The following is an 11,948-nucleotide window of genomic DNA, read 5'->3' as shown; positions in this document are numbered from 1 at the left end:
TGCGCCATCCGCTGCTCTCCTTCTTGGAAAGCCCATAGAATCAGCTATCAACGCTTCTGTCTACGCCCACCCGCGCACAGGTCTCTATGAAGTCGCCTTAATCTGGGAAGGACCGTCGGGGGACCCGGTCGATCGGACGGCCACACCAAAGCTGTTACGATAGAATGATGCAGTACCCCTCCAGTATTAAGAAACCTCACGTGAACAGAGCGATCACGCACGCGTCGTTACCCAATTCGATGCAACTCAGAAGCGGAGCATGCGAACAAAACATGAAATATCCCTAAAATGCTGTCAGAAGGCCGTAGGACGCATCGAAATCTTTCAGGTCAAATGGTAAGGGGTGCCCTCGTTTTGGCGCTCACAGGGGCTCTGGCGGGACGTGATTTTCACCCTCATCATCCCAAATTGTGGGCTCAAAGAGGTCGATGACCGGCGGCCGAGATCGGGCGGGGGAGGGGGCCACCCCGCTGACGGGGATCGTGTAGCTGCGAAAGCTCGCCTGACCGGTCCGCTCGATGAGCAGTCCCTCGGCCTCGGCGGTCGCCAGTAGCTTGATCGCGCCGGCGGACGTCAGCCCAAACTGCTTCGCGACCTGGCTGCTGGTAATGGCGGGACGGGCCATCGCGAACAGGATCACGTCCTTGAGTCGTCCGAGCCGTCGGCGGTCCGCAAGATGGAGAGCGGCCCGCTGCGCATAGCTTCGCAGTTGCACCTCCAGGTCGAGATGGGCGTTCGCCCCGGCGACGATGGCTCCGAGCCAGAGGTGGTCGAGCTCGTGGCCTGAAGCGATCTTCCAGGGACCGCCCGCGCGTTGCAGGCCGAGGGCTGTCAGTCCACCTTGCGATCCGTTCCAGCGCCCCGGACCCCAGCGATCGCCGATCAGCAGGCTGGCCACGACATCACCGCGGGCGAGGGGCGCGAACTGCCGCCACAGCGCGGCGATCCGGCCGCCATGGAGCAGGGGAGGGGAGGGGGGTAGTACTTGGCAGGCCTTGCTCCAGGCCTCGATTGCCGGTAGCATTTCCCATGGCTCGCGGCGGCCCGGGATGTGCTCGTCGGAAGGACCGGTTTCAGCACCGAGCCACGCCAGCAGGGCAGAGGGGTCGGCCATGAGTTCGTCCAGGGTGATCGGCATGCCGATGGCGTGCTTCCAATGGGTCAGGTCATAGGCACTGGTGATGGCGCGTCCTCGGCCGTTGATCGTGACCGCGTCCTCGGGGAGTTCATAGGCGTCGATCCCGGCCAGGGCTTGCCGCTCAGCCAGCGCCATGCGCGCCTTCCAGGGCAGGCGGACGGGACTGAGCCGGAGGCGTTCTTCCACCCGTGCGAGCGCGGTTTGCGCGTCGGCATAGGCAAGGAGCAAGGCCGGATCGAGCAGGGGAGGGGAGGAAGCCATCATTTTTCGCCAAAATCTCGCCTTTAATGGCGAGGTGTATCGTTCCAGACTCGATTCATTAAACGGCCTGTTTGTCTGGGTTATCGGATCAGATATTAAACTGAAAGACGTTTTTAGAAAGTCTGTTGGTGCATCTAAAATATTGGATCAATGACAAGGGCCATTATCATTGATCCAAAATGTTGTTCGCTATATGATTTTGCCTTCGATTTGTACCAATATGAGCGGACTGGGATGACTGGCGAAGGCAGAAGACCGTTGCGCGGGCTGCGCGCCTTTCTCGATCCGGCCTTCGAGTCGGATCATACGCCTGTTCCTTCGGTGGAGCAAACGGACGTCGCTGGAAGCGCGGTCATGGGCGACGACCAGCCGATGGAGGACGGGCAAGCGGTATCGGTCCGCGCAGCGGAGGGCAATGTTGCGCCCTTGGTCATTGAAGAAGCCGACCCATCGGTGGCGATTGGACCGCTCGCGCCGTTGGCGACCGCCGAGGGAGTTCGGCCGACCACACTGGTCCTGCCCGCACCGGGCCAGCGTTGGGCCTATGGCGCGCGCCAGCAATATGTCGCGCAGCGCAGGGCGGAGCGCGCGGCGGAGCAAGCGCTCACCCCGCTCCAGCGGTTCGAAGCCGCTCTGGCGATGCTGCCGACCACGGGCCGGCCCGCCGCGAATCTTGATCTGGTCGAGGCGACGCTGGCCGCCATGGCCGCCAACACGGTACGCGGTCTGCTTGCAGACATGGCGGGCTTTGGCGAGGCATGTCGCCGGTCTGGGGTGAGCGCGCTGCCAGCGCAGCCTATTTCGGTAATCCAGTATTTAAAGGCGCGCGGAGCGGGGGAGGGCAGTCTCGCCAAGGCGAAGCCGGCGACGCTTTCGCGCACCCTCTGGGCGATCGCGACCTTCCACCGGCTGTTCGATCTGCCCGACCCGACCAAGGACAAGCTGGTCGCGCTGACGCTCAAGGCCTTGCGCCGCGAACTGGGAACCGCCCAGCGCCAGGCGCGGCCGTTGCGCTACAAGGGTTCGGTCAGCGACGTTTTTGACGGCGACGCGCGAGGGATGAGCCTGAAAGCGCTGCTCGACGGATGCCCCCACGACGAAAAGGGGATGAGGGACCGGGCGTTGCTGTCGGTCGCCTACGATACGGGCCTGCGCGCTTCCGAATTGGTCGCGATCGACATCGCCCATATCCAGCCGGCTAGTGATCCCGACACCCGGTTACTGCATATCCCGCGCCATAAAGCGGATCAGGAAGGGGAGGGGGCAACCGCATTCCTCTCGATGCGGAGCACCCTGGCCCTGAACGCTTGGATCGCGGTGATGGCCGATCTGCTGGGCGTTCCTGAAATAACGAAGGGACCTATCTTTCGGCGGTTGTTTATCAAGCGCTTGAAGGCGGTCGATCCCGCTGTGTCGCGTGCTGCAGCGCGCCGGGAGGCCGCCGCCACGCAATGGGGATTGTCCAGTTTGATGCCAGAAGCCAAGGCAGCGCGGCGCACTGGCATCGATCCGATGACGGCCGTCAGCCTGGGCGGTGCCGCGTTGCAGCCGCAGGCGGTAACGCAGATTTTCAAGACGCGGGTCCAGGGGGCCTGGGACGCAGGACTCTTACCGGATTTGAGCAAGGACGAACTGGCCCAATGGGTCAAGGGGATCAGCGCGCATTCGACGCGCATTGGGATCACCAACGACCTGTTCGCGGCGGGTGAGGATATCGCCGGGATCATGGATGCACTACGCTGGAAATCGCCCAAGATGCCGCTCAGCTACAATCGTAATCTGGCAGCGGAACATGGTGCGGCGGGCCGTCTACTCTCCAAACTGCGTTAGCGGATGTCGGGCTTCGGGTTGTTGCCATAATCAATCATGTAGCGAGGGTGGAAATCCCCCACGACCTTCCCGCCTATTTACAGCTCCGCGCATGCCGCCGGCGATGCGCAGATGCGCTTCTGTAACAGGTGGCACAAAGCGCGGCAGCAGATTCTCTCTCACTCAGGGAAAGGCGTCTGGCAATCGACCGATTCCGCCTCGCGACCGTCCACGGATCGGTGATCAGGATCGTCTGCTCCATGCTATCCGCGTTGATGATCATGAACCGGCATTTTGGTAACAACAAATGGCTTGTTAGGAATTGGTGATCATCAATGGCCTCGAGCTAAGGCGCAAGGCTCTACGAGTGGGGTGCGGACCGTTAAATGAGCCGACCCGAGCAGCTTAGGTCACAATTAGCACCGGTGGATACGGTGCTGTTCACCCACAGGTTTCGAGCTTCGCACGACCTGGCAGGATCCTGTCGTGACGTGAGATGCTGGTGTGGGAATGTCTGCTCTGCCAGCGCAGGAGATGTTTCGTCTGCTTCGATGGTTGCGTTTGCTGCGATTATTGACCATATAGGCCGAGAGGAGACGCGCCATGACCATGCCCGCCTTTGCGGAAGAAATCGGTAGCCGCTTGCCCTCCGCTGGTGAGAAGGATGCTGCCAATCAGCTTCGCAAGATCATTGCCGCGCATGCCGCCGGCGATGCAAAATTGCGCCTCCTGGAAGAGGGGGACAAGACCCCCACCGAAATCACACTGACACCCGCCATATCCCAATTGCTGATGGAACTGCTCAGGCATATCGGCAAGGGAGACGCAGTCACCCTCGTGCCGATCAGTCAGATGTTGACGACCCAGCAGGCTGCTGACGTGCTCAACGTGTCGCGGCCCTATCTCATCTCCCTTCTCAACAAGAAGGAGATTGCCCACACATTGGTGGGGCGCCACCGGCGCGTGCGCGCCGAGGATTTGTTTGCTTACAAGCGTGAGCGGGATGGGATTCGCTCCAAGGCACTCGACGATCTGGCGGCGGCCGACGCCGAATTGTTCTGATCCTTGTTCGCCAATCGCTACACGGCCTTCATTGATGCCTGCACGCTTGCCAGCGTGCTGCGCAGAAACCTGTTGCTGACATTGGCGGAAGCGGATTTCTTTCGCATCAGATGGTCGGCGCCAGTTCTAGAGGAAACGGGCCGAGCCATCGCGAAGATACTCGTCAGCAAGGGGCGATCGCAGGCGGAAGCGGAGGAAATCGCAGCAACCCAAATTTCCCGAATGCGTCAGGCATTTGGCGAAGCGGAGGTTGTTGATTTCGCTCATCTCACTCCGCTGGTGGAGGCCCTACCGGATCCGGACGATGCGCATGTGATCGCTGCGGCCGTAAAGACTCAGGCCGCCGCGATCGTGACGGAGAATCTCAAGGACTTCCCGGAGGCCCTGCTGGAGAGCTTGAATCTGGAAGTCCGGTCGGCAGACGACTTTATTGCCGATACCATCGCGCTTGATACGGGCCGCGCCGTCGCGGCAATTCGCCGGATGCGCGGGCGCTTTCGCAGGCCCGAAAAGTCCGCACATGACCTTTTGCTGGACATGGAGGCGGCAGGACTGGTGGCCACCGTGGACGCTCTTCGACCGCATGTGGGATCCCTCTGAAACTTTGAATTGAACGCTTTGACGCAGGGAAAATGCTCGGACGGACTTGGAGAGTGGAATTTGGAAAGGCGGACGTTGATTTCCCGCTTGCCATGCACCCTCACAGTTTGACCAGGCTGCCGTACTTCATTGAAGAAACCCCTCTGGCCGATCCCGAAGCTGATCGAAGCGGTCGGCGATCGCGATCCAGCGGGCCACGCCCGTCTCATCACCCGCCACGGCCAGCGCAGTGACACGCTCGGCTATATGCTCGTATCGCTCCGGTGAGGGCCGCCTTGCAGTGATCGGCTGATATTTCGAGATGGCACCGGTGCAAGCACTGGTGTTTGCACCGGTACAAGGGACGGTGCGATGAGTCAGATGACGGTAATTTCGGGCCCAGAACGGCGGCGCGTCTGGACCGACCAGCAGAAGCGCGAACTGGTCGCTGCGGTTTCGGCGCCCGGGGCGAACGTGGCGGAGATTGCCCGCCGTGCTGATCTGCGGCCGAACCAGATTTACAGATGGCGGCGGCAGATGGAGCAGGCAGCGCAGGGCTTTGCCGAGGTGCAGGTGCAAGCCGATCCGGTGCCAATGATCGGATCGGCGATCACCGTCGAGTTCGAGCGGGCGATCGTGCGCATTCCCGCTGGCGCATCGCCTGGGCTGGTGTCGGCAGTGCTGCGGTCGGTCAAGCCGTGATCCCAATCCCCTCCGGCGTTCGGATATGGATCGCGACGGGGCACACGGACATGCGGCGCGGCATGCGTAGCCTGGCCCTCCAAGTGCAGCAGAGTTTCGGGCGTGATCCCTTCGCCGGGGATCTCTACATTTTCAGGGGACGCCGCGGCGACCTCTGCAAGATCATCTGGCATGACGGCGTGGGCATGTCGCTTTATGCCAAGCGATTGGAGCGCGGGAAGTACATTTGGCCCTCTGCGGTGGACGGCGTGATCGCCATTTCCCCCTCGCAGATGGCCTGCATGTTGGAGGCGATCGACTGGCGTAATCCGCAGGCCACATGGCGCCCGACATTGGCCGGATAAAAGCCCCGGCATGACCTAAAAAGCTAGGGATTCCGGTGCTTTTCCGCTATGTCGTTGGCCATGGGGAACGAGGCGCAAGCAGAGATCGACAGCCTTCGCGAGCGGCTTGCCGCTGCCGAGGCAGTCGCCGCTGAAGTTGCCCGCATCAAGGCGATCAACGCCGACCTAGAAGCCCGTAACGCCCTTCTCGAACTGCAGAACGAGAAGATGCGCCGCACCCTTTTTGGCCAGCGGTCCGAACGCACACGCCATCTGCTCGACCAGATGGAACTGACCTTCGAGGAGTGCGAGACCGCTGCCAGCGAAGATGAGCTTCTGGCTGCCCTGGCAGCGGCGAAGACCAATGTCGCACCGTTCGAGCGCAAGCGGCCCGCGCGCAAGCCCTTGCCCGAGCATCTGCCCCGCGAACGCTTCGTCATCGCCGCGCCCGAGGCATGCCCCTGCTGCGGTTCGGATCGGCTATGCAAGCTGGGTGAGGATATCACCGAGACGCTTGAGGTCGTGCCGCGCCAGTGGAAGGTGATCCAAACCGTTCGGGAGAAGTTCTCCTGTCGCGATTGCGAGAAGATCACCCAACCGCCGGCACCGTTCCACGTCACGCCCCGCGGACTCTTTGGCCCGAGCTTCCTTGCGATGCTGCTGTTCGAGAAGTTCGGCGCGCATCAGCCGCTCAACCGCCAGCGGGATCGTTATGCCCGCGAGGGCGTGGACCTGAGCCTTTCGACCCTGGCCGATCAGGTCGGCACCTGCACCGCTGCGCTGATGCCGCTCTATCTGTTGATTGAGGCGCATGTCCTGGCCGCCGAGCGACTGCATGGCGATGACACCACGGTGCCGGTGCTGGCAAAAACCAAGACCGATACGGGCCGGATCTGGACCTATGTCCGGGATGATCGGCCATTCGGCGGGCCAGCGCCGCCGGCAGCGATCTTCCATTATTCCCGTGACCGGCGAGGCGAGCATCCCGTGGGTCATTTGCGCAGCTGGACGGGCATCCTCCAGGCCGATGCCTATGCCGGCTATAATGCGTTGTTCCATGCCAACAGACTGCCGGCGCCGCTGACCCGCGCCCTATGCTGGAGCCACGCGCGCCGTTATTTCTTCGAACTGGCCGATGTCGCCGCGCAGATCAAGAAGCGCCGCAAAAAGGCCGTCATCTCGCCGCTGGCAGTGGAGGCGGTCCGCCGCATCGACGCGATCTTCGACATTGAGCGCGCCATCAACGGCAGACCGGCCCAGGAGCGTCTTGCCTTCCGCCGGGAACTCAGCGCACCGCTGGTTGCCGATCTGGAAGAATGGATCCGGGACAATCGGTCAAAGCTATCGAAGAACAGCGATGTGGCCGAGGCCATGGATTACATGCTCAAGGCATGGCCGGCCTTCGCCGCGTTCCTCGATGACGGCCGCATCTGCCTTTCGAACAACGCGGAGGAACGCGCGCTGAGAGGTATAGCATTGGGCAGAAAATCGTGGCTCTTCGCTGGTTCAGACCGCGGCGGTCAACGCACGGCCTTCATGCTGAGCCTTATCGGCACGGCAAAGCTCAACGACATCGATCCGCAGGCCTGGCTCGCCGACGTCCTCGCGCGCATCGCCGACATCCCCCAGAACCGTCTCCACGAACTGCTCCCCTGGAACTGGCGCGCCGCAGAAGATCAACGCGAAGCCGCCTGATCCGCGGCCCTCACCGGAGCGATACATATGCTCTGGCGCCTGTTCGCCAAAGCGCCGCTCGATAGCGAGCGCCTCGGCCCATCGTTCCTGCTCCGGGGTCACAGCAGCGTCGCGGCAGACGAGGGCGCTGAGCGTGGCTTGTTCCATGGCTCGCTGGTCCGCTCCATGGCGATCAGTTCATCAGGAAAGCAGCGCTCTTGAAAACCTAGGATGTCGTCAAAGCTGCCATGAAGCCATTGCGCATATTCATGTTCATGCAGGAGAACCGGCATTCGGTCATGAACCGGGCGGATGGCCTCATTGCAGTCAGTCATCGCGCCGGAGAAGACCGGCCCCCATTCCGGGCTGTCGCGCCACAGGCCTGCCCAGGCGAAGATGGGACTATCACGCAGCGAGAACCAGCTCCGGGTCTTGGCCCCAGCCTTTCCTTCAGCTTCCGCAAAGTTTGTGAGGGGAATGAGGCAGCGAAATTCGGGTTTGCGCGCAGCGCCGAGCCAGAAGGGCTTGCGTAAGTCAGCGATATTGTTGACCGGCTTGGGCTTGGACTCCGGTTTCATGCCCTTGAGGCGAACCGGCCAGCCCCAGGTCATGCTTTGAAGGAGGCGAGTGCCATCCTGCTCTCGCACCACCATGCCAGGCGTGCCGGGATAGACCTCGTCGGGCGCGTTAAACTGGGTGACCGGCGCCGCCACGCCGAAATGCGCAGCCACCTCGGCGGCGGATTTGCGCACGGTGTAGAGGTTACAAATGAGGCGATCCTCCTTCGTTGGAGGAGCAGCGTAGCACCGCGGATCGTCTCGTCAAAGCGGGCCTATGTGTTGAGATAGGCAGCGACAGCATCGACGCTGTTGCCCACCGCCTCCACCGCTTCCTCCAGTTGCTCTTTGCTGGCGCCGAAGCGGTTGGTCCAATATTGTACCTCATAGTCTTCGCCGAGCGCGATGCGCGAGCTGTCCTGCGGCCCGCGTGCGGTCTTTTCATTAGCCATTGCCTGCGCCTTCATCATCGTTGCCCGGTTCAACGCAGAAAGACGTTCGACGTTTCGTGCTGTGATCGACCGGCGGCCCTTGGATGTCCGGCAGAAACGGAACGACTCGATCAGGCGGCGAGTAGTAATGTTGGGCCGCGTGCGAGAAGCGGCCGACCAGGAGCGTCCATATCTGTGAAGATCGCCACCTATAATGTAAATGGGGTCAATGGCCGGCTACCAGTGCTGCTGCGCTGGCTTTATGAGGCGGAACCCGACATTGTCTGCCTCCAGGAACTCAAAGCCCCGCAAGAGAACTTTCCCGAACGTGCCATTCGCGATGCGGGCTATGATGCCGTCTGGCACGGTCAGAGCCGGTGGAACGGCGTCGCTATCCTCAGCCGTATCGGCGAGATCCACGAAACCCGTCGCGGCCTGCCCGGCGATCCCGATGACGGGCAGAGCCGCTATATAGAGGCTGCGGTCGGCGGCGTTCTGATCGCTGGTCTGTATCTGCCCAATGGCAATCCTCGGGCCGGCCCCAAATATGATTTCAAGCTGCGCTGGCTCGACCGGCTGCACGCGCATCTGGCATCGCTCGTTGATCTGGACGCGCCGGTGGTGGTCGCCGGAGATTATAATGTCATGCCCACCGACCTCGATGTCTATGCGCCCGATCGCTGGCGCGATGACGCACTCTTCGCGCCCGAAGTGCGCGCGGGCTATCAGCGGCTTCTCGATCAAGGTTGGACGGACGCGCTTCGGCACAAGCACCCGGGCGAGGCCATCTACACCTTCTGGAAATATTGGCGTGGCGCGTTCGAGCGCAATGCGGGACTGCGGATCGATCACCTGCTGCTGAATGCCAAGGCCAAAGCCCGGCTAATCGCGGCCGAGGTCGATACCGCGCCGCGTGGATGGGAGAAGACGAGCGACCATGCGCCGGTCTGGATCGAGTTGAAGGATAAGGCCCGAAGAAAGAAGCGGAGCTGACGTCTCAAAGGCTCATGGCCGCTCATCTTTTAGCGGCACGGCTTCTGGCGGACCCATGGCGAAGGAATGGCTGGCTGCATAGCAATGACAGGCGCGCGCGGCGGCGCGGTCGGCTGCCCCCGGATCTGCCACGCATTATCTCATCGGTAGGGCGGCCTTAACCATCGACCTGAGATTACTGCGCCATGGAGAGACGAAAAACAGATGGTCGCAGCGCTCGAAATCTTTCGGTCAAGCGCAGCATTCGTCCTCGTTTGCCCGATGCCGTGTACAGGGATCTGGTCGCCCCGCTCTTCACCATGAGCATGCCTATCGCGGGCTTCGGCCTGCTCTATCTGTTCGTCGGAACGCTCATTTATCTCAAATGGCAAGATGGCGTGATTGCGGCTCTCACCGGAACATCTGTGTTGGTGACGGCGGCCAGGCTTATTCTGATCGGCGCCTTCCATCGCGCCGGGGGCGCCGGACAGGAGATTGTCGCCCTGCGAATCTGGGAACGGCGCTACGCTGCGCTAACCTATATCTTCGCGATGCTGTTGGCTGGCCTCAACATCCGCGCGCTCATTGCCCATGCGCCGCTTATCCACATCGGAACCATCAGCCTCATTTTTACCTTTGGCGCGGGCATCGTTTCACGAAATGCGAGCAGGCCGCGCCTCTGCGTGATCAGCCTGATGCTGGCGGTTCTGCCAACGGCGGTCGCCATGATGGTCCATGCCATGACCGAATATGACGAGCCGCTCCATGCCGAGTTTTTCGCGCTGGAAGGCGTGCTTCTCCTGGCAGTCGGCTTGATGAGCCTTGATTCCGTGCACCACCTTCATGCCGCTTCGGTTGAGCATCTGACCACCCAACATGATCTTGCGAATCTGGCCCGCCACGACCCGCTGACAGGGCTGTCCAATCGCCTGGCTTTGCGTGAGGCCTTTTTCGCCAGCCTGGAAACATCGCGCAGGTCAGGCGATCAGCTTGCGATCCATTATCTCGATCTCGATGGCTTCAAGGCCGTCAATGACGCTTATGGTCATCCAGCGGGAGACCAACTGCTGGTCGAGGTCGCCCGCCGGCTCATTGCGACGGTCAGGACGGACGACGTCGTATCGCGCCTCGGGGGCGATGAATTCATTCTTGTCCAGAGCCACGTCCAGCATCAGGATCAGGCTGAACTGCTGGCGCGACGCGTGATCCGGCAGCTTAGCGAACCCTATATGATCGCAGGCGTCGAAATGCGGGTATCGGTGAGTGTCGGCATCAGCATGGCCCCTCAATTTGGCCTGGACCTCGAGCGCCTGATCGGTTGCGCAGACGCCGCCCTCTATCGTTCAAAGGCACGCGGAAAGGCCCAGGTCCATTTTTGCGGTCCGGAGGACTATCAGGAGATCGGTCGGGCGGTCGCCTGAACGCGTCAGCCAAAAAAAAGGCCGGCCAAATGAATGGCCAGCCGTACTGAGTTTTAGGAGAGGATGCCTGAAAGGCAGGGCGCATATGGCGCCAAATGAACGATCCGACAAATGCGGAGGCTGCGACGCCGGGTGCAGCTTTTGCAATCAGTGCAATATGCGGCTGAGAGGGCGAGCTTAGCGGCCGCGATAATGCTGTTTCTCAACAGGCGCGGTGACTGAGGATGAGTCCGGTAGCATGGAGTAGGACCGGTGCGACCCGAAGGCTTAGCTCATCGGCCGGTCCATGATCAAAATCTCAATTTACGCTACGGAATGCAAATTTGCTGGGCTGCGAAAATCAACCACTTACCGCATCTGCAAGGGATTTATGAACTTGGATTAAAGTTAAGGCGCTCCCAGAAATCTGAACCCTATGTTAATGACGAGTCGCGACCCGAAGGCTCTGGTTTTCAGAGACTTCTACTGACCCGGCCATTCATTGAGAGTGGTCGGGTCGTTTTTGGTTAAGTGCCGGACCGAAACGGTCTCCATTGCGACCAACGCGATCCGGACCGGCAAGGCCGATATAAGATTGGAGTGTCAGCCGGGGAAACGGCTTGTCTGCGTTACCGTGATCGAGGAAGCCGATCAGGATTGGGTATGTTCATCGCTCAGGGCTCCGAACCATTGGGCATAGGGGGTGTTACGGGCGAGATGCCGATTATAGTCGGGCGCGCCATCCCCCCACCACACGGGCCCGCGCTCGCCGAGCTGGTGTTTGACGGCGTCCACTGCATCGCGCGCGCTTCTCTCCACGTTGGCATCCTTGGCACGCAGCGCCTCGCCCACCTGCCTTCGCGCCGTCATCAACTGATGGACCAACTTGGCCCGCTCGGCCTCGCCGAGGGCAGGGTTGCTCATCCGCCAGAGACGGCCACGCACGACAAAATATCTATAGCGCGACGATCTGGGTGAGAGGTCAGCGACTATCAGGATGAGAACAGATTGTCGCGGCGGGTTCATGGTGCCGGGTTAGA

Annotated in this window: 13 protein-coding genes; 8 read left to right on the top strand and 5 right to left on the bottom strand. The window is 61.3% G+C overall.

All coding sequences use genetic code 11. From position 1 onward, the window contains the following. Positions 1 to 361: 361 nt before the first annotated feature. On the bottom strand, positions 362 to 1,402 hold the full coding sequence (locus K7W03_RS24875) for a hypothetical protein (RefSeq protein ID WP_226870488.1): 1,041 nt from the start codon (positions 1,400 to 1,402) through the stop codon (positions 362 to 364). Positions 1,403 to 1,633: 231 nt separating this feature from the next. On the opposite strand from K7W03_RS24875, the gene K7W03_RS24870 reads away from it, so the two are divergent. The 3 genes from K7W03_RS24870 to K7W03_RS24860 all read left to right on the top strand — a co-directional run bounded on the left by K7W03_RS24870 (position 1,634) and on the right by K7W03_RS24860 (position 4,870). Further along, positions 1,634 to 3,229: a tyrosine-type recombinase/integrase gene (locus tag K7W03_RS24870; protein WP_061940015.1), complete on the top strand. Its 1,596-nt coding sequence runs from the start codon at positions 1,634 to 1,636 to the stop codon at positions 3,227 to 3,229. 582 nt (positions 3,230 to 3,811) lie between these two features. Then, positions 3,812 to 4,270 carry a helix-turn-helix domain-containing protein gene (locus K7W03_RS24865; RefSeq protein WP_061940014.1) on the top strand — a complete coding sequence of 153 codons (459 nt, stop codon included), beginning with the start codon at positions 3,812 to 3,814 and terminating at the stop codon, positions 4,268 to 4,270. A gap of 3 nt (positions 4,271 to 4,273) precedes the next feature. Beyond that, positions 4,274 to 4,870, top strand: coding sequence for a PIN domain-containing protein (locus tag K7W03_RS24860; protein ID WP_061940013.1), 597 nt, complete (start codon positions 4,274 to 4,276; stop codon positions 4,868 to 4,870). Between the two features lie 126 nt (positions 4,871 to 4,996). Here the strand turns inward: K7W03_RS24860 and K7W03_RS28395 are convergent, their stop codons facing one another. Further along, positions 4,997 to 5,089 carry a hypothetical protein gene (locus K7W03_RS28395; protein ID WP_405053757.1) on the bottom strand — a complete coding sequence of 31 codons (93 nt, stop codon included), beginning with the start codon at positions 5,087 to 5,089 and terminating at the stop codon, positions 4,997 to 4,999. 132 nt (positions 5,090 to 5,221) lie between these two features. On the opposite strand from K7W03_RS28395, the gene K7W03_RS24850 reads away from it, so the two are divergent. From K7W03_RS24850 to tnpC, 3 genes are read left to right on the top strand one after another with little or no spacing between them, the layout of a single operon-like run. Continuing rightward, positions 5,222 to 5,551, top strand: a complete 330-nt coding sequence (locus K7W03_RS24850; RefSeq protein ID WP_062733598.1) for a transposase — start codon at positions 5,222 to 5,224, stop codon at positions 5,549 to 5,551. Then, entirely contained in the window at positions 5,548 to 5,895 is a 348-nt protein-coding gene (tnpB, locus tag K7W03_RS24845) for an IS66 family insertion sequence element accessory protein TnpB (RefSeq protein WP_062733600.1), read from the top strand. Before K7W03_RS24850 ends, tnpB begins: the two co-directional genes overlap by 4 nt. A gap of 60 nt (positions 5,896 to 5,955) precedes the next feature. Beyond that, positions 5,956 to 7,569, top strand: coding sequence for an IS66 family transposase (tnpC, locus tag K7W03_RS24840; protein WP_061940031.1), 1,614 nt, complete (start codon positions 5,956 to 5,958; stop codon positions 7,567 to 7,569). A gap of 98 nt (positions 7,570 to 7,667) precedes the next feature. Here tnpC and K7W03_RS24835 read toward each other — a convergent pair whose 3' ends face one another. Then, positions 7,668 to 8,318 (bottom strand): SOS response-associated peptidase, encoded by a 651-nt coding sequence (locus K7W03_RS24835; protein WP_076605811.1) that lies wholly within the window; start codon positions 8,316 to 8,318, stop codon positions 7,668 to 7,670. 62 nt (positions 8,319 to 8,380) lie between these two features. Then, on the bottom strand, positions 8,381 to 8,557 hold the full coding sequence (locus K7W03_RS24830) for a DUF3606 domain-containing protein (RefSeq protein ID WP_064485883.1): 177 nt from the start codon (positions 8,555 to 8,557) through the stop codon (positions 8,381 to 8,383). A gap of 174 nt (positions 8,558 to 8,731) precedes the next feature. Between K7W03_RS24830 and xth the strand changes: the two genes are divergently transcribed. Together xth and K7W03_RS24820 are read left to right on the top strand one after the other, a co-directional pair. Then, entirely contained in the window at positions 8,732 to 9,529 is a 798-nt protein-coding gene (xth, locus tag K7W03_RS24825; protein WP_061940008.1) for an exodeoxyribonuclease III, read from the top strand. 185 nt (positions 9,530 to 9,714) lie between these two features. Further along, positions 9,715 to 10,929 carry a GGDEF domain-containing protein gene (locus K7W03_RS24820; protein WP_064232733.1) on the top strand — a complete coding sequence of 405 codons (1,215 nt, stop codon included), beginning with the start codon at positions 9,715 to 9,717 and terminating at the stop codon, positions 10,927 to 10,929. Positions 10,930 to 11,559: 630 nt separating this feature from the next. On the opposite strand, the gene K7W03_RS24815 is transcribed toward K7W03_RS24820, so the two are convergent. Beyond that, positions 11,560 to 11,832, bottom strand: a complete 273-nt coding sequence (locus K7W03_RS24815; RefSeq protein ID WP_222887601.1) for a hypothetical protein — start codon at positions 11,830 to 11,832, stop codon at positions 11,560 to 11,562. Between the last annotated feature and the right edge of the window lie 116 nt (positions 11,833 to 11,948).

The organism is Sphingobium sp. PNB (assembly GCF_019873065.1).
In the GTDB taxonomy this organism is placed as follows: Bacteria; Pseudomonadota; Alphaproteobacteria; order Sphingomonadales; family Sphingomonadaceae; genus Sphingobium; species Sphingobium fuliginis.
Note: the sequence above shows the minus strand (reverse complement) of the source record. Positions and strands in the feature narration are given on the sequence as shown.